Raw genomic sequence first — 23,555 nt, 5'->3', positions numbered from 1 at the left:
CTGTCGCGCATGAGTTTCACCGTCCTCATCCCGGCCCGCCTCGCGTCCACCCGCCTGCCCGACAAACCGCTGGCCGACATCGCCGGCGTGCCCATGGTGGTCCGGGTTGCGCAGCGCGCCGTCCAGAGTAGCGCCGCCCGCGTGGTGGTGGCGGCCGACAGCCAGCACATCGTGGCGGCCTGCGCCGACTTTGGCGTGACCGCCGTGCTGACCCGTCCCGACCATCCGAGCGGAAGCGACCGGCTGGCCGAGGCCTGCGACCTGCTCGGCCTGGCCGACGGCGAATGTGTGGTCAATGTCCAGGGCGACGAGCCGCTGATTGACCCGGCGCTGATCGACGCCGTCGCGAAGTTGCTCGACAACCGCAGCGACTGCGCCATGAGCACAGCCGCCCATGCCATCGCCAGCCTCGAAGAGCTATTGAACCCAAATGTCGTCAAGGTGGTGCTCGATGCGCGCGACACGGCGCTGTACTTCAGCCGCGCTGCGATCCCGGCCGCGCGCGATTTTGGCGGACAGGCCTGGTGGCAGGCCGGCCCTGCGGCCCAGGGTCTGCCCTCGCCCCTGCGTCACGTCGGCATCTATGGCTACCGCGTCGGTTTCCTGCGGCAGTTCCCAAGCTTGCCGCAGGCGCCGCTGGAGCGGCTCGAGCAGCTCGAGCAGCTGCGCGCGCTGTGGCACGGCCACCGCATTGCCGTCCACGTCACCGCGCAGGCGCCCGGGCCCGGCGTCGACACCCCGGAGGACCTGGAGCGTGTGCGAAGGCTGTTTGTGTAAGCTGCGCGCAGGGGGACGCATGCTATCCTCCCACTCAAAATAATGTGAGGCCGGGGCCGGCATCAGGCCACCTGCCCGCTGCCGAATTCATAAAAATCCAAGGACATCCATGAGACTGATTTTGTTGGGCGCGCCAGGCGCTGGCAAGGGAACGCAAGCGACCTTCATCTGCCAGAAATACGGCATCCCCCAGATTTCCACCGGCGACATGTTGCGTGCCGCGGTCAAGGCCGGCACACCGCTGGGCATCGAGGCCAAAAAGATCATGGACGCCGGCGCGCTGGTCAGCGACGACCTGATCATCAACCTGGTCAAGGAGCGTATCGCCCAGTCGGACTGCGCCCAGGGTTTTCTGTTCGACGGCTTCCCGCGCACCATTCCCCAGGCCGACGCGATGAAATCCGCCGGCGTCAAGCTGGACTATGTGCTGGAAATCGACGTGCCGTTTGAGGCCATCATCGAACGCATGAGCGGACGCCGTTCGCACCCGGCCTCGGGCCGCACCTACCACGTCAAGTTCAACCCGCCCAAGGTGGACGGCAAGGACGACGTGACCGGCGAACCGTTGATCCAGCGCGAGGACGACAAGGAAGAAACCGTGCGCAAGCGCCTCGAGGTCTACAGCGCGCAAACCCGTCCGCTGGTGGACTACTACTCGAACTGGGCCAAGGCAGCACCCGACGCCGCGCCCAAATACCGCGCAATCAGCGGCATGGGCGGGGTGGACGAGATCACGGCCAGGGCGTTTGAAGCGCTGTCGAACTGAGCGCTTCACCGCACGTTAAAAAGGCCGTCCACAGACGGCCTTTTTGCTGGGCGCCACCGGGCACCGCTGAGCCGCTCACCGTCACTCAGGCCGGACCGGACCTCAGCCCATAGGCCTTGCCGTCGACAAACAGGTATTCGGCGCGCAACACCGCATCCCCCTTCTCGCCGGCAAAGGTGAAGCCCAACACCGAGATCTGCGTGCCGGGCTTGATCTCGGCGACTTTCCAGGCCTGCACGCGTGTCAGGGGCGCGAGCTCGATCTCCCAGCGCCTGTCCTTGCGCGTGGGCACGACGGCCCTGGCCAGCAAGGCCTTGCCGTCGACCGGGGCGCTCTGCGCCGGCAGCGCGCGCTGGGCCAGGTCGGCCGGCAGCTTCAGCGTGGCCGGCACTTCAATTTCCAGTTCGACATGCGGGTTCTGCCAGAGGGACTTGATCACCCTGCCTTCGAGGTAGATCGGCCTGTCCTGGTCAAAACCGCTCCAGCCGTGGTGCGCCCGCGCAAAAGGCATCAGTCCGACGCTGGAGATGGCACATACGGCCCCGATCACGTCACGACGTTTCATCTGACAACTCCTTGAGGAATGGTTTGCTTAACGATAGGCGATCCAGCGGCCACATGCCAGCACGGCCAACCAGATCAGGGTGGACACCACCATCTGCACGCGCGCCCAGACATCGAGTTTGTCGAGCGATCCGCGCCCGTGGAACCAGGCTGCATTACACCCCGCGGTGAATAACAGCAGCATCTTCAGGGTAAAGGCCCGGTTGGCCAGCAGTTCGTCCGGCTGGGACGCAAACATCAGCAGCCCCGACGCCGCAGCGATGGCGAAGCCGCTCAGGGCAAGGCCCAGGCTCAGGCGTGCCAGATCACGGACAGGCAAGGCCGCGCCCCACCCGAACACGCGCAATTCCAGCAGCACCAGGTTGCCGAGCAGCAGCGCAATTCCGCTGATATGCACCATCTCCAGCGCCGGGTAGGCCCACAGGTGAGATTTCAGGGCTGCAAACATCGCGTCAGCCGGGCCCGGCCATCAATTGAAGCATCAGCTCCACCCGCGCCTTCACCGGGCTCAGGCCCTGCGAATCCGCGATGGCGTCGCCGTGCCTGGGCAACACCCGGCCCTCCAGACAACGCGTGGCGCGAATCACGCGCACGCCGGCCGCCTGCGCTTCCAGCAGGGCCGCCTCGAGTTCATGGTGCAACGTGCCGTTGCCGGTCGCCGCCACCACCAGGCCCTGCACCCCGCCGGCCACCAGGGCCTGAACCCCCCCTGCGCCCGCACCCGCGTAATTCATCACGATCTCGACGCGCGGCCAGCCCGATCCGTCCTGCTGCTCCACTACTTTTTTGATAGCTGCCGACGCTCGATGGACGGGGGCTTCAGGCCAGTTTCTTACCAAACGCAAGCGCCCTTCCTCGACATAACCGACCGGCCCGGCATCGCCGGAGCTGAAGGCATCGAGCCGGTAGGTATGCACCTTCTGCACGTCCGGCGCGCCGTGAATGACGCCTGCGCACACGGCCAGCACGCCGCGCGCACCGGGATGCGCGGCGACGGCCACGGCGTCCAGCAGGTTCTGCGGGCCGTCGGGTGCCAGCGCCGTGGCCGGGCGCATCGCACAGGTCAGCACCACCGGCTTGCCGGGATGGAGCAACGCGTGCAGCAACCAGGCGGTTTCCTCCAGCGTGTCGGTGCCGTGGGTCACGACGATGCCCTGCACATCGGGCTGCGCCAGGAAGTGGCTGACCCGCGCGGCGAGGCGGGCCCAGACCGCGAAACTCATGTCCTTGCTGTCGATTTGCGCCACCTGCTCGGTCACCAGATCGCAGGAACCCTCAGCCAGGCCCGGCACCGCTTCGACCAGTTGGGATATGCCCACCTGCGCGGCGGTGTAGCCGGTATGGTCCGACGCACTGGCGGCGGTGCCGGCAATCGTGCCGCCGGTGCCCAGAATCACAATTTTTCTGTTCATAAGCGTTGAAACTTGCATTCTTTAAAAAACTGGATGAAAATACAGCTACTGGTTATTAAAACAGTTCACCAAGGGTCGTCACCCCATTCTGGACGATGGAACCCCCTGTTTGACAAGGAGCCCCGTGATGAGCAGCTTCAACGATTTTTCCGAAATGCCCAAACTGACTGCACGCCAGCAGCAAATACTTGAACTGATCCAAAGCGCCATCGCCCGCACCGGCGCTCCGCCCACGCGGGCCGAAATTGCCAATGAACTCGGGTTCAAGTCCGCCAACGCCGCCGAGGAACATCTGCAGGCGCTGGCCCGCAAAGGCGTGATCGAACTGGTCAGCGGCACCTCGCGCGGCATCCGCCTGCGCAGCGACACCCTGCGCTCCATCAACGAGTCACGCATCAAACAGTTTTCCCTGCCGTTGCAAAGCCTGGCCCAACTCGCCCTGCCTCTGGTGGGGCGGGTTGCTGCTGGCAGCCCCATTCTCGCGCAGGAGCATGTGGACCACACCTACTATTTCGAAAGCAGCCTGTTCCAGCGCCAGCCCGATTACCTGCTGAAGGTGCGCGGCATGAGCATGCGCGATGCCGGCATCATGGATGGCGACCTGCTGGCCGTGCAGCAGACCAAGGAAGCCAAAAACGGCCAGATCGTGGTGGCGCGCCTGGGCGATGACGTCACCGTCAAGCGTTTCCGCCGCAACAAGAACCTGATCGAGTTGCTGCCCGAAAACCCCGACTTCAAAACCATTGTGGTCGAGCCCGGCGATGCCTTCGAGATCGAGGGCCTGGCGGTGGGCCTGATACGCAACACCATGCTGATGTAGCCATGGTCCGGGCAGTGCGCATGCAGGGACTGCCTATTTTTTTCCGCGCAACAGGTGGCGGGCGTTTGGTCGCGTGGACCAACACCCTGGTGCGGCGGTTGTTCAGTTTGCAATCCTGCCTGTGTTTACCTCTACTTCTGGAGTTCTCATGGGAATCGCCGTTTTTTCACGTTCACCCGCTCTTTCACCCCTTTTGTCCGTGCTGCTCTCGCCACTGCAGGCGCTCGCCGCTTTGCTCCGGCCCACACCACCAGTGACCCCCTTGCCTGCCTTTGTCGCGGCGTCACGGTGTCAGCCAACAGGTGAATTGCCAGTGGCCCTCAAAGTCATGACCGTCAGCGCCCGCCACGCGTCACTGGCAGCCCACAAGCCTTGTCAAACCGTGGCCAAGGCCACGTCGCCGCGCCGGCTGAAAATCGTCCGCGAATTCGAGGCCGGTGTGAGCCCCTCGTGCGCCGGCCGCATGGTCATTTCGGGCCGCATGGCCGATGTCTGCGCCGAACTCGATCGCATGGCCCAAAAAGAGTCTGCGGTCCCGTCCTCCTGAAGAGCCTGGCGGGTCGGGTACCCCGCAGCCTGTCCTGTCACAGGCCGTAAAAACCGCTGTCAGCACCGTTGCCGCGCGGCCGTCGGCAGCAGGGAAGCACCTTTGCGTTCCTTTGCGGGACCGCTACACGCCTTCATGCCCGTGCCGCGCGTCTCCCAGGGAAAACTTGCAGGCACAATATCGGCATGAATATTGTGATCCTTGACGACTACCAGGATGCGGTGCGCAAGCTCGCCTGCGCCGCGAAACTCGACGCTTATCAGGCCAAGGTCTATACCAACACCGTCAAGGGCATCGGCCAGCTCTCCGTGCGGCTCAAGGATGCCGATGTGGTCGTGCTGATCCGTGAGCGAACACATTTGCCGCGTCAACTGATTGAAAAACTGCCCAAGCTCAAGATGATTGCGCAGACCGGCCGCATCGGAAGCCATGTCGATGTCGGCGCCTGCACCGAGCGTGGCATTGTCGTCGCCGAGGGCGTAGGCTCACCCACCGCGCCGGCAGAACTCACTTGGGCCCTGATCATGGCCGCCATGCGTCGGATTCCCCACTATGTCTCACACCTCAAGCACGGCGCCTGGCAGCAGGCCGGCCTGAAAAACGCCTCGATGCCGCCCAACTTCGGCATCGGTTCGGTCCTAAAAGGCAAGACCCTGGGCATCTGGAGCTACGGCAAGATCGGCCAGATCGTGGCCGGTTATGGCCGGGCTTTCGGCATGCGCGTTCTGGTGTGGGGCAGCCAGGCCTCGCGCGCGCGCGCCCAGGCCGACGGTTATGAGGTGGCCCTTTCCAAGGGCGAGTTTTTCCGGGACAGCGATGTGCTCAGCCTGCATCTTCGGCTGCAGGACGACACACGCGGGGCAGTGACCCTGGAAGACCTGGCGCAGATGAAAACCTCGTCCGTGCTGGTCAACACCTCACGCGCCGAACTGATCGAACCCGAAGCACTGATTGCCGGCCTGAACCGCGGGCGCCCGGGACTGGCGGCTGTCGATGTGTTCGAGTCCGAGCCGATCCTGCAGGGCCATGCCTTGCTGCGCCTGGAAAACTGCATCTGCACGCCGCATATCGGTTATGTGGAACAGGAAAGCTACGAAATGTATTTCAGCTCTGCCTTCGACAACGTGGTCAACTTCATCAAGGGCACGCCCACCAACATCGTCAACCCCGGGGCATTGCAGGTACGGCGCTGAAGGTCAAGGAACGCAAGGCCGCGAGCGCCGACGGCCCCGGTGGCAGGTGGTTCGAGACCCGCACGGTCAGGGTCGGGATTTGTCGAAATCGTCGGGCCGATAACCCGTGTCGTAGTCATCAAAGTCCACCAGGGAATCCAGTCCCGTCGGCCGCACGGAGTTGGGCGCAATCGACAACGGCGAGGCCATGGAGGCCGCACCGGCACGCTGGCCGTCCCGGCGCCGTGCCGTGTGCAGCAGTTCTGCAAGGCTGGCGGGGGAGTCGGCCCGTGCAGGTTCCATTCGGGAATCACGCCCCGCCGACGAAGTCCTGGCCGTGGCCGGGCTGACCGCAGGCTTGCTGTCGCTGCCGCCGGACAGCTGGGTCAGGTCGATGTCCAGACCCAGGCGCGGCGAGGACCTCGGCTGCATCGCCAGATCGGGCCACTGGGTGTCGCCGCCGCGGCCTGCCGGGCCGGATTCAAGCTCGATGATCTCGCGGCCCACCGCATACAGCAGCAACAGTTCGCGATACTCTTCCAGGGCCAGCACCTCTGCACCGTCCCCCGGCTCCCGAAACAGGGCCTCTTCAATGATCTTGAAGACCTGCCGCGTCGGCCATGCGGCCTGGATGCGCAACAAAACCGCGGCATAGGCAGAGCCCCCCGCACTGGCGGCCACGTAGCGGTCAAAGGGCAGGATCCGGGTGTGGAAGACCTTGTTGACATCGTCACGCAGATCCTCGTAATCGGCCACATTGCCGGTCTGGTGGTAAAGATCCAGCAAGTCCAGATAAACCAGTGCACTGGTTTTGACGTTGTCGACCAGATGCTTGCGAAGCAGCGCGATGGCCTTGGCCTGCTGCCCCAAGGAGGTGAAAAATTCCACCTGCTGCTGAAGGTCGAACAGTTCCGGCACCTTGACGGTACGTGGAACGAAAGGCACGCTGACCGAGAAGCTGGTCCGGTCGCGCGGCGGCAGCGACGGGATGGACTCGGCCGCCGGATAACGGGACGCGCGCCTCAGCCCGTCGAACAGGGATTCCTGGCCTTCGAGCTCGGCGGACCGGCTTGCAGCGGCCAGGGTCACGCCTGTCGAAAGGCCGGATTCCGGACTGAAAGTGCTGTGCTCGGATGAGGAGGCGGTGGGCGCCCCCTGGGCCGTGGAGCGGAGGTACAAGAGAAAAAGCAGTCCCATGACCGCGATGGAAAAAAGTGCGGCCAGGCCATACACCACCACCTTGCCAAATCGCGCGCTCTCGGCCTGCTCGAGCTGGAGCCGGCTTTCGGCCAGCGCCGCCTGGTTGCGCATCAGGTCTGCGCGCAATTGGCGAAGCTCGGCTTCCAGCGTCTGGACCTTGTTGTCCCCTGTCCCGCCAGCCGGCGCCGGCTCCGTCGGGGTCGCCCCCCCCGTCAATGAACGGGGATCGGCCGCCGCCAGCGCGGTTTGCATGGGGGCCCCTGCCGCGCGCGGTTTGGTTGCCGCCAGCACGACATAACGACGCATGGTTTTTTGTAGGCACCCGGCACGCAGGTGCACGGTGACCACCGGTCCTTCGACAGGTGTCGCAGAGCGGACATGAACCACCCAGTCCTGGGCAGTGGCGCCCTTTTCCGGCGATATCCGGACACTGGCCTTGTCGAGCGGCTTGTCCACGTAAAAAACATCGGCTTCAAGACACAGAGCCTGCGGGTCCTCGCCTGCGTCGAGCATCAGCTGCATGGACAGGTCCAGCGGCTGACCCAGCACGGCGGAGCGGGTGCTGGGCCCCAGTGTGACGGCCAAAGCACCCGCCGACAGACACAGCCACAAGCCCCCTGTCAGCAGGGCACGGTGGTGGAGCGGATGCAAAAAGGTGTTCACTTGGCTGATTCTGGCATGTCCGGCACACACGAAAGGTACAGACAGAGCTCACTGGGATGAAAAAGAGACACAGTCCCGAGGCCTGCTGCCACGTCTGCGCACCATCGTGGACAGGACCGACGCACAAGTCTAACTCGCACCCCGGGACCACGCAAACGACACAAGCCCTGCGAACGCCTCTCCTGCAGGATGTTGAGCGCGGTCCGGGCTGCTGGATAATACTTTTCCATGAAACCTCTTTATAAAACTGTTGGCCTGGTTGGTACGGGCGCCATGGGCCGGGGCATCGCACAAATCGCCGCTCAGGCGGGCAGCACCGTCAAGCTGTTCGACACCCAGTCGGGTGCAGCCGACAAGGCGCGCGACGCGCTGGCGGCGCAGTGGGACAAACTGGTGGACAAGGGCCGCCTCGACGGCGCGCTGTCCACCACCCACAAAGCCCGCCTGCTGCGTGCCGACACCCTTGACGATCTGGCCGATTGCGACCTCGTGATCGAAGCGGTTGTAGAACGTCTGGATGTGAAGAAGTCACTGTTTTTGTCACTGGAAACTGTTGTTTCCGGACAAACCATTCTGGTGAGCAACACGTCGTCGCTGTCCATCACGGCCATTGCCGCCGGACTCAAGCACCCGGGGCGTTTTGCCGGCTACCATTTTTTCAACCCTGTTCCGTTGATGAAGGTGGTCGAGGTGATTGCCGGCCTCAAGACGGAAGCTGCAACCTGCGGCGCGCTGGCCGACTACGCGCGGCAGATGGGCCACACGCCGGTGCAGGCCCAGGACACACCGGGCTTCATCGTCAACCACGCCGGGCGGGCCTACGGCACCGAGGCCCTGCGCATTGTCAGTGAAGGCATTGCCGATTTCGCCACCATCGACCGCATTCTCAAGGACCAGGCCGGCTTCAAGCTCGGGCCGTTTGAACTGATGGACCTGACGGCGCTTGATGTCTCGCACCCGGTGATGGAATCGGTGTACCACCAGTATTACGAGGAACCGCGCTACCGGCCCAGCGTGATCACCGCGCAGCGCCTGGCCGGTGGCCTGCTGGGCCGCAAAACCGGCGAAGGGTTTTACCGCTACACCGACGGCGCCGCGCAAATCCCTGCGGAGCCGCCCGTGCCCGTGGTGGCCGAGATGCCCCCGGTCTGGGTGTCACCCCGGGCGGCGCGCCGATCGGAGCTGCTGCAACTGCTCAAGAACCTTGGTGCCAGCATCGAGACCGGCGCATCCCCTTCGATGAATGCACTGGTGCTGGTGGCGCCGCTGGGCTTTGACATCACCACCGTGGCCGTGGTCGAGCGGCTCGACCCCGCGCGCACGGTGGGAATCGACATGCTGATCGATGACGCGGCCTGCAAGCGCCGCGTGCTGGCCACCAACCCTGCCACCCGCCGCGACATGCGCGACGCCGCGCACGCGCTGTTTGCGCGCGACGGCAAGGCCGTCAGCGTGATCCGCGACAGCGGCGGCTTTGTCACGCAACGCGTGGTGGCCGCCATTGTCAACATCGCCAGCGACATCTGCCAGCAGGGCATCTGCAGCCCCAAAGACCTGGAGACCGCCGTCACGCTGGGCCTGGGTTACCCCATGGGCCCGCTGGCCATGGGCGACCGTTACGGTCCCACCAACGTCCTCGAAGTGCTGTTCAACATGCAGACCGTGTACGGCGATCCGCGTTACCGCCCTTCCCCGTGGCTGCGCCGCCGCGGCGCGATTGGCTTGAGCCTCACGCATCAGGAGTCCTGACATGGCAGGCGCACTGAAAAGCACCAGCGACGGCGCCACCCTGGTGCTGACCCTGAGCAACCCCGAATTCAAGAATGCACTCGGCCCGGAAATCTACGCCGCGGGCGTGGAGGCGCTGAACGCCGCCGAGAACAACCCCGAGATCCGCAGTGTGGTGATCACCGGCGAAGGCGGCAACTTCTGCGCTGGCGGCAACCTGCACCGCCTGCAGGGCAACCGACAACTGCCCATGGAGGTTCAGGCGCAGAGCATCAACGGCCTGCACAGCTGGATCGACTCGATACGCACCTTCCCGAAACCGGTGATTGCAGCGGTCGAGGGCGCCGCGGCCGGAGCCGGTTTTTCACTGGCATTGGCCTGCGACTTCGTGGTCGCGGCAGACAATGCCGTCTTTGTCATGGCTTACAGCAGCGTCGCGCTGTCGCCCGACGGCGGCGGCAGCTGGGCGCTGAGCCGGGCTCTGCCGCGCGCGCTGGTCGCGGAGCTGTTGATGTGTGGTGAACGCATAGGTGCACCGCGGTTGCAGGCGCTGGGCCTGGTCAACCGCAGCGTCGCCGCCGGTGATGCGCTCAGCGAGGCTCTGAAACTGGCCGACACGCTCAATGCGCGCGCGCCCAACGTGCTGGCCAGCATCAAGGAACTCATCAACGACGCACAGGCCAACACCCTGAGCCAGCAGCTGGACGCCGAGCGCGGGCATTTCGTGCGCAACCTGCACCATCCCAATGGCGGCGAAGGCATTGCGGCCTTTCTGGAAAAGCGCGCGCCGGTCTACGACTGAGCGGCCGCGGGAGCGCCGGCCGTGCTGGCGCACGGGGCCGGCGGCCGGGACACCGAGGCGACAGATGGAGATCTGTGGTGGCGTCGCTGGCGCGACAATAGCGCTCTTGTGAGTCACCCAAAAGACAGGCCATGGACGATCCCATTCTTACGATAGACGAAAGAGAGGCCATCAACGGTGGCCGCTGGTTTTCCTCCCTATCCCCCTCACTCAGGCACGACATACTTCGATGCGCTTACGTCCAACGTTTCAAGGATGGCGAACTGATCGCCGCCCGCGGCGACCCGCCGGAACAATGGATTGCCTGCGCCAAGGGCGCAGTTCGCGTGAGCTCGACCTCGATCTCGGGCAAGCAGATCACACTGACCTATGTGGAGCCCGGTATCTGGTTTGGCGATGTGGCGATCTTCGACGGCGACCGGCGCACGCACGACGCCTACGCGCATGGCGATACCACCATCCTGTGTGTGGCCAAGGCCGACTTCAAGAAAATCCTGGCGGCGCATGTGGAGCTGTACGAAGCCATGTTGCGTCTGCACGCGCGCCGCATCCGCCAGCTCTACGGTCTGGTGGAAGACCTCAACACCTTGCCCCTGCGCGCACGGCTGGCCAAACAGCTGCTGCACCTGGTGCGCAGTTACGGCGTCAGCAGCCTGAGCGACGGACGCGAAGTGCGCATCGGCCTGCAACTGGCGCAGGAAGAACTGGCGCAGCTGCTGGGTGCCTCGCGCCAACGCGTGAACCAGGAACTCAAGGCCATGGAGCGCGAGGACGCCATCCGCATCGAACCGGGCGGCCTGGTGGTGCGCAACCGCGAGGCGCTGATGCGCATTTCTGAAGCCGACCTGGAAAAATAAAGCGATGAGCAACTTTGACCACTTCCTGGGCACCCGCGCGGTGACGGGACAGCACGCTTTCGACATGGACGCGCTGAGCGCCTACCTCGAGAAGCACCTGCCGGGTTTCCAGGGGCCGCTGAGCGCCGAAATCTTCAAGGGCGGCCAGTCAAACCCGACCTACAAGCTGATCACGCCGCATCGCTCCTATGTGATGCGCGCCAAGCCGGGGCCGGTCGCCAAACTGCTGCCTTCTGCCCATGCGGTCGAGCGCGAGTTCAAGGTCATGACCGGGCTGCAGGGCACCGACGTGCCAGTCGCCAAGATGTACTGCCTGTGTGAAGACGAGGCCGTGATCGGCCGCGCTTTCTACGTGATGGAGTTTGTCGAGGGCCGTGTGCTGTGGGACCAGGCCCTGCCCGGCATGACGAACGCCCAGCGCGGCGATATCTACCGCGAGATGAACCGTGTCATTGCCGCGCTGCACAAGGTGAAATTCGCCGAGCGCGGGCTGGCCGACTACGGCAAGCCCGGCAACTATTTCGAGCGCCAGATCGGCCGCTGGAGCAAACAGTACACCGCCTCCATCACCGAACCCATCCCCGAGATGGACCAGCTGATGGCCTGGCTGCCGGCCAACATTCCGGCCAGCGCCCGCGATGAATCCATGGTTTCCATCGTGCACGGCGACTTCCGGCTCGACAACCTGATGTTCCACCCGACCGAGCCGCGTGTGCTGGCCGTGCTCGACTGGGAACTCTCCACACTCGGTCATCCGCTGGCCGACTTCAGCTACCACTGCATGGCCTGGCACATTCCGCCGGGCGCTTTCCGCGGCATAGGCGGCCTGGACGTGGCCAGCCTGGGCATTCCGACCGAGGCCGAGTACATCCGCCTGTATTGCGAACGCACCGGTTTTGCCAGCCCCGAGCTGATCAAGGCCGACTGGAATTTTTATCTCGCCTACAACCTCTTCCGGCTCGCGGCCATTTTGCAGGGCATCGCCAAGCGGGTCGAAGCCGGCACCGCGGCAAGTGCCCAGGCCGTCGCCTCTGCCAAAGGTGCGCCTGCATTGGCCCGCATGGCATGGGATTTTGCGCAAAAAAGCCAGTCTGGCCACAAGCCCGGCTAAAACAAACCTTTACCCAGGAGATAGCTACATGGAATTCAACTTCACCCCCAAGGTACAAGAGCTGCAGGCCCGCCTGCTGGCGTTCATGGACCAGCATGTGTACCCGAACGAGGCGCGTTTTTTCCGCGAGATTGCCGAGAACCGCGCCAAGGGCAACCCATGGATTCCGACCACCATCATCGAGGAGCTCAAACCCAAGGCCCGCGCTGCGGGCTTGTGGAACCTGTTCCTGCCGCATTCGCCGCGCGCACCCGAAGGCCTGTCCAACCTCGAATACGCGCCGCTGTGCGAAATCATGGGTCGCGTGCCGTTTGCGCCCGAGATCTTCAACTGCTCAGCGCCCGACACCGGCAACATGGAAACGATCGCCCGTTACGGCTCGGAAGCCAACAAGGACCGCTGGCTGGAACCCCTGCTCAAGGGCGAGATCCGTTCCGCCTTCCTGATGACCGAGCCCGAAGTGGCTTCGTCCGACGCCACCAACATCCAGTGCAGCATCGTGCGTGACGGTGACGACTATGTGATCAACGGCCTGAAATGGTGGTCGTCCGGCGCCGGCGACCCACGCTGCGCGATTTACATCGTCATGGGAAAAACCAACCCCGACGCGGGCCGCCACGAGCAGCAGTCCATGATTCTGGTGCCGGCCGATGCACCAGGTATTACCGTGATCCGTCCGCTCAGCGTGTTCGGCTACGACGATGCACCGCACGGCCACATGGAGGTGCGCCTGACCAACGTGCGTGTGCCGGCCACCAACCTGCTGCTGGGCGAAGGCCGCGGCTTTGAAATTGCGCAAGGCCGCCTTGGCCCCGGACGCATCCACCACTGCATGCGCAGCATCGGCATTGCCGAACGTGCGCTGGAACTGATGTGCAAGCGTCTGAACACCCGTGTCGCTTTCGGCAAGCCGGTGGCGCGCCAGTCGGTCTGGCACGAACGCATTGCCGACGCACGCTGCATGATCGACCAGGCCAGGTTGCTGACGCTGAAAGCGGCGTACATGATGGACACCGTCGGCAACAAGGTCGCCAAGGCGGAGATCGCCATGATCAAGGTCGTCGCGCCCAACATGGCCTGCCAGATCATTGACTGGGCCATCCAGGCGCATGGCGGTGGTGGCGTGTCCGATGACTTCCCGCTGGCCTATGCCTACGCCCACCAGCGCACCCTGCGACTGGCCGACGGCCCTGACGAAGTGCACCGCACGTCGCTGGCCAAGCTGGAACTGGCCAAACACCTGGCCATGCCCGGCGAAGTCGAGATGCCTATCACCCGCGGCAGCTGACAGGAAAAACCGGGCGCTGATCAGCTATGAAAATAATAGCTGATTGCGCCCGCAGTTATTGGGCTTCAGCCATTTTTGACTTGAATCAGAGGGGAATGTCCGTCGACAGGCCAGCCACTGCCGATTCACAGGCGTTGGTGTACACGATCGCGGCATGTTGCAACGTGGCGATGCTGGGTGGGCTGTACTGCATGCGCAGATAGGCCTTGCCGCGGAGCAGCATCAGGATAAACGGGGTTTGCACATCCAGGCCCGGCGCGGGCCAGTGGAGCAGCAATTCGACTAGGTTGTTGTCCAGCCATGCCAAGGCATGTTCGCGCCGGTCGGCCAGCACGGTGTAACGCTCCCAGAATTCGGGTACCACGCTGCTCCAGCCGACTTCGTCATACATCGCGAGCCAGCGCATTTCCTCGGGCAGGCTGGGGTCGGCCGTGGTCTGCAGCGTGTCGGTGTAAATCGCGTAGGCGCGTTTTTCCAGCGATTCCTTGAGCGGCCGGTTCATGATGAGCACCGCCGCATCCTCGTTGATGTCCAGCGCTGCACGGGCGCGAAGCTCCTCGCCGACGATGTAGTCGCGTGATGCAGCCCCGCTCTCCAGCTTCCAGCTCTTGCCGTGTACCTTGCCGGTCAGCACAAAACCGGCGCCCTTGCCCTGGCTGGCGTAACCGAAGCCGTGCGTGCTGGCCCACTCCGACACCGGGTCGGGCCTTGCCGCTGCCAGCGGCTGGGTCTCGCTTCGCACAAAGACTTTTTTCAGGCGCTCGAACATGATTCCGGCTTTTTCTAAAAAAGTGCTTGAGAACTTGTACGCCCGCCCAGCAAGGGGCGCGGACAGGCGCTTTGTCATCATAGTTCCAAAGCTTGCGTCCATGCTCAAAGTCCATTCCCGGCCCACACCCCACGGCCACAAGGTTCGCACCATGCTGGTCCGCCAGTAGACGCCCGGGAAAATCGACTACGCGACCGATCGCTGCACCGACGCCACCCGACGGCTTTGCGGTGTGAGGAACCAGCAGCTGGCGGGCAGCAAGCCCATCGCCTGCAACCAGTACGCGATTGCCGACATCGCCATCTTCCCGCGGCTGCGCAACTGGGAAAACCATGGCATCACCAGGGCCGACTACCCGCACCTCAAGAAATGGATTGATGCCATCGCTGCCCGGCCGGCCGTGCAGCGCGGTGTCAGGGCACTGGCCGCCCTGCACCGCCCCATCACCGGCGACAAGGCCAGCCAGATCCTGTTTGACAAGACGAAGTATCAAAGCGCCAGAGGCGCAGGCGCGATGGCCGCCGCGGCCGCGTCAGTTGTACTCGATGTTGACCGCACCATTGGCCGGTTGCGACACGGCAATTGTCAGGCCTGAGCCACCGCTGACGGACAGGGAGCCATCGGCCTTGCGCGTCACATTGACGGTCGCGGTACCGGCCGCTGGCGGCGCGGCGCCTGCGCCGGCCTGGGCAGCCGTGGCGCCTTGCGCTGCGCTTCCACCATCCGTCGCCCCGCCCGACTGGACGCCGCTCCCACCGGTGCCAGCGGGAGGCGCCCCCCCCACACGCAGCAAAGGGCCGCTGGTGGAGAGGCTCTCTGTGAAGCTCTCCACCTTGAAGACGGTCCCCGACAAGGCCGGGGTCGGTGCGACCACGGCAGGGGGGGGCACGGGTGCGGGGACAGTGACAATGACCGCCACCGAACCCACCACCGTCGCGCTGGCGGTGCCCACCGCCGTGGCGGCCCGGCTGCTGCCGCTCGTCAGGGCGAGGCCACCCACCAGGAGCGCCGAAGCGATGGCTGTCCGGGACTGTTTTTGCCGCCCGTCATTTTTTTTCATGATGCTCCTCGCGAGGAAGACCGGACTCCGCTCCAGCCGGCATTTTTCGCAGCAGAAAATCCACGCCGTTGATGAATTTTCCGTCGGGCAGGATGGTGATCTCACGCACACCCGGATCGACCAGACCGAACCGCCTCAGTTGCTCCAGAGAAACCTGCACAAAGTAGCGGCCCTGAGGGATGGCCGGAACGATGAAGTAGCCGTCTGAACTGGTTTTGATTGTAGTGATGACCCGCCGGTTGCTGTCAAGCAATTCGATCACAACATCGCCGATGCCGCGCCGTGTATTGTTCTCGACGAGGTATACCGTGCCATCGATTTCGCTGGTCAATATGATGGGGAAGTCTATTTCCGCCACATGACCGGGACGCGGCACCACACGCACCCCCTTGCGCTGCGGCGCCCAATAGGGGTCCTCCAGTGTCTGCGTATCGACAGCCAGGTCCACATGCTGCCGCGTCGGCAAACGGTCCAGCCAGGCAATCCCCGCGGCATCGGTCCGCACCGGCGCCCGGCTGCCGTTGACGGTGATCGCCGCGTTTTCAACCGCTTCTTCGCCGGCATCCATGGTGCCGTTGGCATTGCTGTCCACAAAAACCCGCGCCGACGCGGCACCGCTGTCGGCTTTGGGCAGCGCGTCAAAACGCCACTGTCCCTGGCGTGGCTCCCGGCCCATGGCAATAAACAGTTGCACGCCCACGGTCAACACGCCCTTGCTGGAATAGCTGGTGCTCAGTCCCAGCCCGTAATTGCCCAGGCTTTTGTTCAGGCCTGCCGTGTACAGGGTCTCCCGGCTGCTGATGGAGCGCACCACGCCGAGGTTGAGTAGGTAGCCCTCGCCCAGCCGCCTGTCGCCCGAAAGCACCACGGTGTCCAGTTTCGCGTGCGGTTTGAGAAGGTAGCCCAACTGGCCACTCAGACCGGTGACCCCGACGCGGTAGCTCAGTTGCAGGGCGCCGCTGGCCGTGGTCGAGCCGCCCGAGTTTTGCCAGGTCAGCTGATTGGCCACCGATGTGCCCCTGACATAGGCGGCGACGCGCCCGGTCAGGGCCAGGTTGCTGAGGCCGGATTGAAACTGCTCGCGCTGTACTTCGACAGTCACCGGCAAGCGTGGCAACCAGCCGGCCGGAATGGCACCGTCCAGCCGCAACTTGTCGCGTGTGCGCAAAGGATCGGCGGTGGGTAAAAACAGCTCGCTGTAGAAGTCCTTGAGCCGCAGGTGGCTGTAACTCAGTGAGACAGGTCCGACGCGGGTTTTCAGCCCGGACTCATTGAGCAGGCCGCCATTGGGCGAGCGGTAAAAGTCGCTGCTGAGAATGAAGGAATTCCAGAAACCACGCAGCCCCAGGTTGCTGTATAGCTGCCCGTCCGTACCGGCGAAGCCGGTGGCCGCCGCGGTGGTGCTGCCGGTAGTCACAGATGATGGCAGACGGACCAAGCCGCCGGTCGCGGTCAGGTACTTGTTCAGGCCCCACTCGAACTGGGCCACCGAGCGCGAATGGCCCGCCTTGTCCTGGTGCTGGGCGAGGTTGTAATAAAACGCGCCGGGGGGGGTGCTGGATTGCTCCAGCAAAAAACTCTGCCGCTCCACCCGTTGCTGGCCCAGAGGTCCGTGAAACACCAGGCGAAATTCATTGAGGCCATAGGCCAGCGGCTGGTCGTCGAAGCTGTAGCGGCCGTCGGCCCGCGAGCTCTGGAAACCGACCAGGGCCTCGTTGAAATACAGCTCCACATCCCAGCCGGGCGGGAGGTCGCCCTGCAGCGTATGGCGGTCAAAACTGGTCGGCTGGGTGATCGGTCGGTTGCTGAGCGTCAGCCCATACCCCTGGCCGGTTGCACTGCGGCCGGCAATATTGCTCACGCTGGGGGCGGAGACGCCGCTGCCGAACATCACCGACCGGGCGCGCAGCGGGCCGAGCAGACCCGCATCGGGATCGTGGCGTGCCAGCGTGAAACGCACGTCCGGCGACGGGTCCTGGCGGGTGCTGCTGACAAAAAATGCCGATTCCAGGCCCAGCAGGTCGGCCGTCAGGTAGGCGGTGTAACTGGCACTGGTTTGCCGGCTGCCATTGCCGGTTCGCAGGCCCATCCCGAAGGTCTGGTCGATAAAGGGCACACCGAGCAGGCGGTAAGGCATGTCCACGCGTGGATAGCCCGGGTCTTCGTAACCGGGACGGGCACCCAACCGGCCTGCCCGGCGCTCACGCTCCAGGCGATCCTGCAAGGGAAGGCGCTCCCTGGGCTTGACCCGCAGCGTCAGGCTGGACAGGTCCACCTCGAAATCCAGCGGCAACCAGCGCGACAGCAGCGAAGCCGCGACATAGATGTCGTCGCCCTGCAGGCGAACCAGCGTCCGGTCAAACAGCTGACTCTGACCGGCCAGAGTGACCCTGCCCTGCGCGACATCCAGGTTGAAACCTCGAGCCTCGCTCAGCACATAACCGTCGGCGGTGCCCTGCTCGGCTTGCGTGCGAATGGCCAGCGTCAGCAGCCTGGCCAGCTCGCCCAGTGGAAGAAATGTCTCACGGCCAGCCTGGTAGGTCGTAATGGCATCGGTCAGCACGTGTTCATCCAGTTGCACTTCCAGCAACACCAGATTTTGTTCATCGGCACGGCGCAAAGGCCCCGACGCTGAAACCGGCTCTGTTGCGTCGGTGGCCACCGGCACCGGCATCGGCGGTGGGCGGGTCTGGTCCGCAGCCTCGCGAACCGCAGAATCAGCGGCAGATGCTGAATGAGGTGCAAGGGGTGCAACATCCAGTACCAGTCGATAGCCCCGCCCCGCTTCGGGTTTGAGCGAGGCAATGCTGGGTTCTGCCTCTTCCTTGAGCCCGAATTCCAGCAGGACGGCTTCTGCGCCCGAAGGGGACGACCTGATCTGAACAGGTTTCAGGTAAGGGTGATCGGCGCCTATCTGACCTACCAGACCGGCCAGCACCGCATTGAGTTCCACCCCTTCGAGCTCCAGCACCACACGCCCGGGATGACGCAGGATATACAGGCTGAAGCGCAGCTCCGACCGGGACTCCAGCACGAGTCGGGTCCGGGCACTGTCCCTTTCCACAGAGGCTGCATTGATCGTCGTGGCGGCGATCCCCATGCCCGGCAACCATACCAGCAACACCACCGAGAGAAGCACCGTTGTCCGGCGGGGGCGCATCGCGACCCCGCTGGCGAGACCGCGGAAAAAGATGTGGCCCCTCATGATGAAAGCGGCTGCGTCATGGGTGGCGCGCAACCGGAGTCCCGGTCAGGGCAAGTCGATGGCGGCTTCGGCCAGCAACTTGCCGCCCGCTTCGGGACGCTCCCGGTAGCTCAAGCGCAGGTTGCCCCGTGCCAGCACCAGCCCGCTTGGGGGCTGCAGCTCCAACCGGATACGGCGCAGGGCATTGGGCGTGTAAACGGCCACCCCGCCTGCTTTCCCGACTTCCTGCGGCATACCGCCCTGCGGGGTGAAGGTCGCCACCAGGTCGCCATACACGGAGCGGTTCCCGCTGCGCTGCAGCACGGCGGCAAGCATCACGGGCTGGCCGGCGGCAGGTTTGGGAAGTTCCAGCCCGGACAGCGTGACAGTGGCCGATGTTTCACCGTGACGCACGATCACCGGAATCGACACACCCACCAGCGCCCTCAGCTGGACACCGACTTCACCCGGGCCCGGCTTGGACCCCTGGGCGTCAATGCTGCTGGCGCCCGTGACCTCGGGAACCAGATCAAACTGCAGATGCGAGCGGTATTCGCCCGCTGGCAGGTCGGCCGGTTTGCGCAACAGGATGCGGATGGTCTGGCCGCGACCGGGGGCCAGCACCACCTGCCGCGGCGAATAACGCAGCAAGGCATCGGCAAACTGCTCGCCGGGCAAAGGGGGGTCTGCCGCGGTGAACTCACCGGTTTCGTTCATGCGCCGGTTCACGAGGTGGACACGGTACGTGGTGCTCTCCTGTCCGTTGTTGATCAGTTCCAGTTGGGCAGCCCGCTGGTTTTTTTCAAACACGACACGCGTGGGAAACAGCATCAGGTCTGCCGATGCAGGCGACGCAGCCAGACATATGAAGCCCATCCCTGCGAGCCAGCCCAGGCATCGCAGGACGAAGTGGATCGGCAGCGTCAACAGGCCCGCGAGACCCGCTGGTGCTGGACGGACAAAAAATGTAAAAGGTGTCATGCCGGGATTCCTCGTTTTTTCATGAAACGTGGCTTGTCAGTTGTACTCAACCGTGACGTTGAAGCTGCCGCTGTAGCTGCCGGTGGCCTGGTTGCTTCCCACGCTCAGCGTGGCTCCCACGCTCAGCGTTTGTGTTCCTCCGCCGCCAATCACACCCGTGCCCGCCGGACTGCTCGAGAAGTTGTTGACCGCCATGGAATTCGGACCACTCGTCAACACCACCTCGCCGTTCGACGGCAAGGTGATGGCGTAGGTCGCACTGCTGGTACCGCCCACGGTGTACGACGCAGCAGTTCCCGCACCGGAGGACACCAGAAACACGCCACCCCCCGAACTGCGAGCCCCGGCGGGGCTGATGGTGACCGTTCCGCTGCTGACACCGGGAGCGAAGCTGCCAAAGGCCAGCGACTGGTTGGCCGCTAGCGTCTGCGCCCAACCCGTGGATGCGATGGTGGTCGCGCAGGCCAGCGCAAACAGGAGGCGGAGCGTTTTCATCGCAGGCATTTCTCGACAACCCCGTTGTGATGCGGGGCCGTCTGTAGTGAGGCCACTTTTCCGAAAAACCACAAAACCTGACCGGTGCCCACCGCATTCAGACGCCTGTGAGCGTCAACGGAACGGCCCCGCTCACCGGGATCGCGGGTAACTTAGTTGTAGTCAACCGTAACGTTGAAGGTTCCGGTGTACGCCCCGGCCACCTGGCCGGTAACAGTGGTGATGGTTGCGCCCACCCCCAAGGTCTGCGCGCCTGCGGTCAATGTACCGGTCGTGGCGGGGAAGCTGGTGAAGTCGCTCACCGCCATGGTTCGGGTTGCATCCGCTGCACCTGTCGTGATGTTCACTGTGCCGTTGCTCGGCAAAGTGATCGCATAGGTCAGGGCTCCTTCACCGGTGACGTTGTACGTGGCCCGACCGGTGGTCGAGGTGGCAAGCAGCGCGCCGCTGTTGGTCCGTGCGCCGGTGTTTGCGTTGATCGTCACCGTTTGTCCAGCCGCGCTGGTGGAAAACGATCCAAAGCGCAAGGTATTGGTGGCGGCAATGGCAATCGGTGCCACGACCGTCGCGGTGGCATCGTTCGAGGCACTTGCGGCGTGCGCATTGCTGCCGTGCCCCGCCATGCCCAGAGCCAGAGCTGAAGCCAGCGCTGTATGTACTGCACGGCGATTGAATGTCGAAAAATTCTCTGATTTCATGATCACTCCTTGGTTAATGGAACACCCTCAACATGCCCAGCCTGAACAAGCCCCACCTGATGGCAAAGGCGGGAAAGCCGCATTTCCAGCGTGCCGGACCACCTGTTCCGTCCCTTTTGGCAGACTTTATTTGTATCTTTTATGCAATTTTATTTATCTAAATGTGACTTTTGTTGGAAAAATGGCGATGCACTTGGTGATTTTTTTACAAGTCAACATTTTTTATGCTAAAGAATGAATTTTCGACAATTCACTTTGAGCGATCTATGACTTTGGGCCTATATCCACCACGCACCGGGCAGTCAGGGCGACGCGATTTCGCAACGCATCGGCGTGACAAGGCGCCTTACGCACGGCTGCAAGGCGACGCCTGAGACGGTCTAACGATAAAAATGGGGAGGATGGGGGGACGCAATGCACGGAGCATTGGTCTGCCCGGAGGGGATCGAACCCCCGACCCTCAGCTTAGAAGGCTGATGCTCTATCCAACTGAGCTACGGGCAGATATGAAAAAAGCCCACAGAGTGAGCTTTTTCATTGGATTCTTGGTCGGAGTACAAGGATTCGAACCTTGGACCCCCTGGTCCCAAACCAGGTGCGCTACCAGACTGCGCCACACTCCGACTAGTCAAATATTATAGCCCGAACAAGGCCCAACTTTGCGCCTCGCTCCGTTTATTTGCAGAGGCAGCCTCCGCAAGCACCAGGACAGGCCGGGGGGCAGCGCAAAAGGTTTCACAATGGCAGCCCTGAAACACCATCCAACAGGAGGCTCCCATGGGGGTAAGCATCGTGAGACTGGGCACGGCCCGGCAGGCTGGCGAAGGTCTGCGCATAGGCACGGTACGCCGACCGCCACGCGGCGTACCCAAAAGTGAATTCGCCACGCAGGACTGGTACGACGTCTGGTACCCCAACCTGGCGCCCAGCGCCGAAACCATGAAGCTTGGCCAGTCGGTGGAGACCGACAAGGACTGGGTCGTATTCAGCAAAAAATACCGCGCCGAAATGAACGAACCCGATGTCAGCCACAACCTGGACCTGCTGGCGGCCTTGTCGCACCAGACAAATTTTGCGATGGGTTGTTATTGCGAGAACGAGGCGCGCTGCCACCGATCTCTGCTGCGGGATCTGCTCACGGAGCGCGGCGCCCTGATCAGTTGATGCATCAAAAAAGCCCCGCAGCGCATGCGCGCCCGGGGCTTGTTGGCTCAGGTCTGAGTCCGAAACTTTAGATCACAGCTTCACGTATTCGTACTCCACGGCGTTGGCATTGATCCCGCGATCCGGCGGTGCGATCCAGCCCGCCATCTTGCCGGGTTCGGTGACACGGTGCATCAGGCTGTGGATGAAGGTCTTGTCTTCGTCCGTCGGCAGCCAGGCGTCTTTTTTCGCCTCGAACTCGGCGGCGCTGATCGGGTTGCCCTGCGGATCGGTGTGGGCGGCCGACCAGGCGCCGACGCTGCGGCGGAAACGCGAGTTCGGCAGGCTCAGCTCGAAATCCACGCCGGCGCGCTTGATCGCCATGTTCCAGCGTGTCACGCCGACATTGCAGTCCTTCACGTACTCGAGACGCGTGATCTCGTTCATGCCGTTGCGCGTGGAAATCGTTTCGTTCTTCAGGCCGCCCTTGCCGTCCGGCACCTGAATCGTCATTTCGCTGTCGCGTTCGACGTGGTCGGCGAACTTGGCTTCGTCAGGCCGGCCCTTGATGCCGTTGCTGAAGTAGTTGGCGGCATTCGACGAAGCCTCGGAGCCGAACAGGTCCAGCGAGGAGGTGAACCAGAAGTTCATGAATTTCTGGATGGTCGGCAGGTCGATCACGCCGGCCTTGCGCAGGGTGTCCACGTTGTCGGTGTCCAGCTCCTTCATGACTTCCAGCGTGCGTTTGATCACCCGGCCGATGCCGGTCTCGCCGACAAACATGTGGTGCGCTTCTTCGGTCAGCATGAAACGCGTGGTGCGCGCCAGCGGATCAAACGCGCTTTCGGCGAAGGACTTGAGCTGGAACTTGCCGTCGCGGTCGGTGAAGTAAGTGAACATGAAGAAACTGAGCCAGTTGTCCATGGGCTCGTTGAAGGTGCCCAGGATGCGCGGCTTGTCGGCGTCGCCGCTGTGGCGCGCCAACAGCTCTTCGGCCTCCTCGCGGCCATCACGGCCGAAGTGGGCGTGCAGCAGGTAGACCATGGCCCAGAGGTGGCGACCTTCCTCGACGTTGACCTGGAACAGGTTGCGCAGGTCGTACAAACTGGGCGCGGTGTGGCCCAGCAGGCGCTGCTGCTCGACCGAGGCCGGCTCGGTGTCGCCCTGGGTCACGATCAGGCGGCGGAAGGCGCTGCGGTACTCGCCCGGCACTTCCTGCCAGACGTCTTCACCCATGTGGTCGCCAAAGCCGATTTTCCGGTTTTCTTCCTGGTCGGCCAGGAAGATGCCCCAGCGGTAGTCGGGCATGGGCGTGTAGCCGTAGCTGGCCCAGCCGGAAGCGTCCACGCCGACGGCGGTGCGCAGGTAGACCTCCTTGGCATTGAAGTCGCTCGGGCCCATTTCGTCCCACCAGCTCATGAAGGCCGGCTGCCAGTGCTCGAGCGCACGCTGCAGCTGGCGGTTTTCGCCGAGGTTGACGTTGTTGGGAATCAGGGCTTGCAGGTCAATGGTGCTCAT

24 protein-coding genes and 2 tRNA genes are annotated in these 23,555 nt (G+C 63.6%); 13 read left to right on the top strand and 13 right to left on the bottom strand.

Going from position 1 to position 23,555, the window contains the following annotated elements; translation table 11 throughout:
* Both kdsB and adk read left to right on the top strand, forming a co-directional pair.
* Complete coding sequence (kdsB, locus tag AAG813_RS02010) at positions 1-777, top strand: 3-deoxy-manno-octulosonate cytidylyltransferase (protein ID WP_341911607.1); 777 nt, start codon at positions 1-3, stop codon at positions 775-777.
* A gap of 109 nt (positions 778-886) precedes the next feature.
* Positions 887-1,543 (top strand): adenylate kinase, encoded by a 657-nt coding sequence (gene adk / locus AAG813_RS02005; RefSeq protein WP_341911296.1) that lies wholly within the window; start codon positions 887-889, stop codon positions 1,541-1,543.
* 85 nt (positions 1,544-1,628) lie between these two features.
* Here adk and AAG813_RS02000 read toward each other — a convergent pair whose 3' ends face one another.
* From AAG813_RS02000 to AAG813_RS01990, 3 genes are read right to left on the bottom strand one after another with little or no spacing between them, the layout of a single operon-like run.
* Positions 1,629-2,108 carry a DUF6152 family protein gene (locus AAG813_RS02000; protein WP_341911294.1) on the bottom strand — a complete coding sequence of 160 codons (480 nt, stop codon included), beginning with the start codon at positions 2,106-2,108 and terminating at the stop codon, positions 1,629-1,631.
* Between the two features lie 27 nt (positions 2,109-2,135).
* The gene (locus AAG813_RS01995) at positions 2,136-2,555 is read right to left on the bottom strand and encodes a hypothetical protein (protein WP_341911292.1); all 420 of its coding nucleotides are present in this window, start codon (positions 2,553-2,555) and stop codon (positions 2,136-2,138) included.
* 4 nt (positions 2,556-2,559) lie between these two features.
* On the bottom strand, positions 2,560-3,519 hold the full coding sequence (locus AAG813_RS01990) for an asparaginase (RefSeq protein WP_341911290.1): 960 nt from the start codon (positions 3,517-3,519) through the stop codon (positions 2,560-2,562).
* A gap of 127 nt (positions 3,520-3,646) precedes the next feature.
* Here AAG813_RS01990 and lexA point away from each other — a divergent pair, with 127 nt between their 5' ends.
* The 3 genes from lexA to AAG813_RS01975 all read left to right on the top strand — a co-directional run bounded on the left by lexA (position 3,647) and on the right by AAG813_RS01975 (position 6,079).
* Positions 3,647-4,339: a transcriptional repressor LexA gene (gene lexA / locus AAG813_RS01985; protein WP_176491238.1), complete on the top strand. Its 693-nt coding sequence runs from the start codon at positions 3,647-3,649 to the stop codon at positions 4,337-4,339.
* A 148-nt stretch (positions 4,340-4,487) separates the two neighbouring features.
* The gene (locus tag AAG813_RS01980; protein ID WP_341911286.1) at positions 4,488-4,886 is read left to right on the top strand and encodes a hypothetical protein; all 399 of its coding nucleotides are present in this window, start codon (positions 4,488-4,490) and stop codon (positions 4,884-4,886) included.
* A gap of 185 nt (positions 4,887-5,071) precedes the next feature.
* The gene (locus AAG813_RS01975) at positions 5,072-6,079 is read left to right on the top strand and encodes a D-2-hydroxyacid dehydrogenase family protein (protein WP_300520641.1); all 1,008 of its coding nucleotides are present in this window, start codon (positions 5,072-5,074) and stop codon (positions 6,077-6,079) included.
* A gap of 66 nt (positions 6,080-6,145) precedes the next feature.
* On the opposite strand, the gene AAG813_RS01970 is transcribed toward AAG813_RS01975, so the two are convergent.
* On the bottom strand, positions 6,146-7,921 hold the full coding sequence (locus tag AAG813_RS01970) for a hypothetical protein (protein WP_341911282.1): 1,776 nt from the start codon (positions 7,919-7,921) through the stop codon (positions 6,146-6,148).
* A gap of 228 nt (positions 7,922-8,149) precedes the next feature.
* On the opposite strand from AAG813_RS01970, the gene AAG813_RS01965 reads away from it, so the two are divergent.
* The 5 genes from AAG813_RS01965 to AAG813_RS01945 all read left to right on the top strand — a co-directional run bounded on the left by AAG813_RS01965 (position 8,150) and on the right by AAG813_RS01945 (position 13,707).
* A complete protein-coding gene (locus AAG813_RS01965) occupies positions 8,150-9,670 on the top strand; it encodes a 3-hydroxyacyl-CoA dehydrogenase (RefSeq protein WP_341911281.1) in 1,521 nt (506 codons plus the stop codon).
* Between the two features lies 1 nt (position 9,671).
* Positions 9,672-10,451 carry an enoyl-CoA hydratase gene (locus tag AAG813_RS01960; protein WP_341911279.1) on the top strand — a complete coding sequence of 260 codons (780 nt, stop codon included), beginning with the start codon at positions 9,672-9,674 and terminating at the stop codon, positions 10,449-10,451.
* Positions 10,452-10,582: 131 nt separating this feature from the next.
* Positions 10,583-11,308: a Crp/Fnr family transcriptional regulator gene (locus AAG813_RS01955; protein WP_341911277.1), complete on the top strand. Its 726-nt coding sequence runs from the start codon at positions 10,583-10,585 to the stop codon at positions 11,306-11,308.
* 4 nt (positions 11,309-11,312) lie between these two features.
* Complete coding sequence (locus AAG813_RS01950; RefSeq protein ID WP_341911275.1) at positions 11,313-12,419, top strand: phosphotransferase; 1,107 nt, start codon at positions 11,313-11,315, stop codon at positions 12,417-12,419.
* A 28-nt stretch (positions 12,420-12,447) separates the two neighbouring features.
* Complete coding sequence (locus AAG813_RS01945; RefSeq protein ID WP_341911273.1) at positions 12,448-13,707, top strand: acyl-CoA dehydrogenase family protein; 1,260 nt, start codon at positions 12,448-12,450, stop codon at positions 13,705-13,707.
* 85 nt (positions 13,708-13,792) lie between these two features.
* Here AAG813_RS01945 and AAG813_RS01940 read toward each other — a convergent pair whose 3' ends face one another.
* Positions 13,793-14,476, bottom strand: a complete 684-nt coding sequence (locus tag AAG813_RS01940; RefSeq protein ID WP_341911271.1) for a hypothetical protein — start codon at positions 14,474-14,476, stop codon at positions 13,793-13,795.
* A gap of 181 nt (positions 14,477-14,657) precedes the next feature.
* Between AAG813_RS01940 and AAG813_RS01935 the strand changes: the two genes are divergently transcribed.
* Complete coding sequence (locus tag AAG813_RS01935) at positions 14,658-15,071, top strand: glutathione binding-like protein (RefSeq protein ID WP_341911605.1); 414 nt, start codon at positions 14,658-14,660, stop codon at positions 15,069-15,071.
* Here AAG813_RS01935 and AAG813_RS01930 read toward each other — a convergent pair.
* From AAG813_RS01930 to AAG813_RS01910, 5 genes are all read right to left on the bottom strand, one after another.
* On the bottom strand, positions 15,009-15,536 hold the full coding sequence (locus AAG813_RS01930) for a hypothetical protein (RefSeq protein WP_341911269.1): 528 nt from the start codon (positions 15,534-15,536) through the stop codon (positions 15,009-15,011). The two genes, AAG813_RS01935 and AAG813_RS01930, sit on opposite strands and share 63 nt — an antisense overlap.
* Positions 15,523-18,741 carry a hypothetical protein gene (locus AAG813_RS01925; RefSeq protein WP_341911267.1) on the bottom strand — a complete coding sequence of 1,073 codons (3,219 nt, stop codon included), beginning with the start codon at positions 18,739-18,741 and terminating at the stop codon, positions 15,523-15,525. Before AAG813_RS01925 ends, AAG813_RS01930 begins: the two co-directional genes overlap by 14 nt.
* Positions 18,742-18,786: 45 nt before the next feature.
* Positions 18,787-19,701: a molecular chaperone gene (locus AAG813_RS01920; RefSeq protein WP_341911265.1), complete on the bottom strand. Its 915-nt coding sequence runs from the start codon at positions 19,699-19,701 to the stop codon at positions 18,787-18,789.
* Between the two features lie 36 nt (positions 19,702-19,737).
* Complete coding sequence (locus AAG813_RS01915) at positions 19,738-20,196, bottom strand: DUF4402 domain-containing protein (protein WP_341911263.1); 459 nt, start codon at positions 20,194-20,196, stop codon at positions 19,738-19,740.
* A gap of 152 nt (positions 20,197-20,348) precedes the next feature.
* Positions 20,349-20,894 carry a DUF4402 domain-containing protein gene (locus tag AAG813_RS01910; protein ID WP_341911261.1) on the bottom strand — a complete coding sequence of 182 codons (546 nt, stop codon included), beginning with the start codon at positions 20,892-20,894 and terminating at the stop codon, positions 20,349-20,351.
* Between AAG813_RS01910 and AAG813_RS01905 the strand changes: the two genes are divergently transcribed.
* Complete coding sequence (locus AAG813_RS01905) at positions 20,893-21,132, top strand: hypothetical protein (protein WP_341911259.1); 240 nt, start codon at positions 20,893-20,895, stop codon at positions 21,130-21,132. The genes AAG813_RS01910 and AAG813_RS01905 overlap by 2 nt on opposite strands.
* Before the next feature lie 189 nt (positions 21,133-21,321).
* On the opposite strand, the gene AAG813_RS01900 is transcribed toward AAG813_RS01905, so the two are convergent.
* Together AAG813_RS01900 and AAG813_RS01895 are read right to left on the bottom strand one after the other, a co-directional pair.
* Positions 21,322-21,398 (bottom strand) — tRNA-Arg (locus AAG813_RS01900).
* 42 nt (positions 21,399-21,440) lie between these two features.
* A tRNA-Pro gene (locus AAG813_RS01895) sits at positions 21,441-21,517 on the bottom strand.
* Positions 21,518-21,671: 154 nt separating this feature from the next.
* Between AAG813_RS01895 and AAG813_RS01890 the strand changes: the two genes are divergently transcribed.
* Positions 21,672-22,058 (top strand): DUF488 family protein, encoded by a 387-nt coding sequence (locus tag AAG813_RS01890; protein WP_341911257.1) that lies wholly within the window; start codon positions 21,672-21,674, stop codon positions 22,056-22,058.
* A gap of 72 nt (positions 22,059-22,130) precedes the next feature.
* Here AAG813_RS01890 and boxB read toward each other — a convergent pair whose 3' ends face one another.
* Positions 22,131-23,555, bottom strand: coding sequence for a benzoyl-CoA 2,3-epoxidase subunit BoxB (gene boxB / locus AAG813_RS01885; RefSeq protein WP_341911255.1), 1,425 nt, complete (start codon positions 23,553-23,555; stop codon positions 22,131-22,133).

Source organism: Polaromonas sp. YR568 (genome assembly GCF_943371715.1).
Classification (GTDB): Bacteria; Pseudomonadota; Gammaproteobacteria; order Burkholderiales; family Burkholderiaceae_C; genus Polaromonas.
Note: the sequence above shows the minus strand (reverse complement) of the source record. Positions and strands in the feature narration are given on the sequence as shown.

Excerpts from the sequence above, each read along its gene's own strand:
- adk (WP_341911296.1), top strand. The coding sequence starts at position 887 with ATGAGACTGATTTTGTTGGGCGCGCCAGGCGCTGGCAAGGGAACGCAA.
- AAG813_RS02000 (WP_341911294.1), bottom strand. The coding sequence starts at position 2,108 with ATGAAACGTCGTGACGTGATCGGGGCCGTATGTGCCATCTCCAGCGTC.
- AAG813_RS01995 (WP_341911292.1), bottom strand. The coding sequence starts at position 2,555 with ATGTTTGCAGCCCTGAAATCTCACCTGTGGGCCTACCCGGCGCTGGAG.
- AAG813_RS01990 (WP_341911290.1), bottom strand. The coding sequence starts at position 3,519 with ATGAACAGAAAAATTGTGATTCTGGGCACCGGCGGCACGATTGCCGGC.
- lexA (WP_176491238.1), top strand. The coding sequence starts at position 3,647 with ATGAGCAGCTTCAACGATTTTTCCGAAATGCCCAAACTGACTGCACGC.
- AAG813_RS01980 (WP_341911286.1), top strand. The coding sequence starts at position 4,488 with ATGGGAATCGCCGTTTTTTCACGTTCACCCGCTCTTTCACCCCTTTTG.
- AAG813_RS01975 (WP_300520641.1), top strand. The coding sequence starts at position 5,072 with ATGAATATTGTGATCCTTGACGACTACCAGGATGCGGTGCGCAAGCTC.
- AAG813_RS01965 (WP_341911281.1), top strand. The coding sequence starts at position 8,150 with ATGAAACCTCTTTATAAAACTGTTGGCCTGGTTGGTACGGGCGCCATG.
- AAG813_RS01960 (WP_341911279.1), top strand. The coding sequence starts at position 9,672 with ATGGCAGGCGCACTGAAAAGCACCAGCGACGGCGCCACCCTGGTGCTG.
- AAG813_RS01955 (WP_341911277.1), top strand. The coding sequence starts at position 10,583 with ATGGACGATCCCATTCTTACGATAGACGAAAGAGAGGCCATCAACGGT.
- AAG813_RS01950 (WP_341911275.1), top strand. The coding sequence starts at position 11,313 with ATGAGCAACTTTGACCACTTCCTGGGCACCCGCGCGGTGACGGGACAG.
- AAG813_RS01945 (WP_341911273.1), top strand. The coding sequence starts at position 12,448 with ATGGAATTCAACTTCACCCCCAAGGTACAAGAGCTGCAGGCCCGCCTG.
- AAG813_RS01940 (WP_341911271.1), bottom strand. The coding sequence starts at position 14,476 with ATGTTCGAGCGCCTGAAAAAAGTCTTTGTGCGAAGCGAGACCCAGCCG.
- AAG813_RS01930 (WP_341911269.1), bottom strand. The coding sequence starts at position 15,536 with ATGAAAAAAAATGACGGGCGGCAAAAACAGTCCCGGACAGCCATCGCT.
- AAG813_RS01925 (WP_341911267.1), bottom strand. The coding sequence starts at position 18,741 with ATGAGGGGCCACATCTTTTTCCGCGGTCTCGCCAGCGGGGTCGCGATG.
- AAG813_RS01920 (WP_341911265.1), bottom strand. The coding sequence starts at position 19,701 with ATGACACCTTTTACATTTTTTGTCCGTCCAGCACCAGCGGGTCTCGCG.
- AAG813_RS01915 (WP_341911263.1), bottom strand. The coding sequence starts at position 20,196 with ATGAAAACGCTCCGCCTCCTGTTTGCGCTGGCCTGCGCGACCACCATC.
- AAG813_RS01905 (WP_341911259.1), top strand. The coding sequence starts at position 20,893 with ATGATCACTCCTTGGTTAATGGAACACCCTCAACATGCCCAGCCTGAA.
- AAG813_RS01910 (WP_341911261.1), bottom strand. The coding sequence starts at position 20,894 with ATGAAATCAGAGAATTTTTCGACATTCAATCGCCGTGCAGTACATACA.
- AAG813_RS01890 (WP_341911257.1), top strand. The coding sequence starts at position 21,672 with ATGGGGGTAAGCATCGTGAGACTGGGCACGGCCCGGCAGGCTGGCGAA.
- boxB (WP_341911255.1), bottom strand. The coding sequence starts at position 23,555 with ATGAGCACCATTGACCTGCAAGCCCTGATTCCCAACAACGTCAACCTC.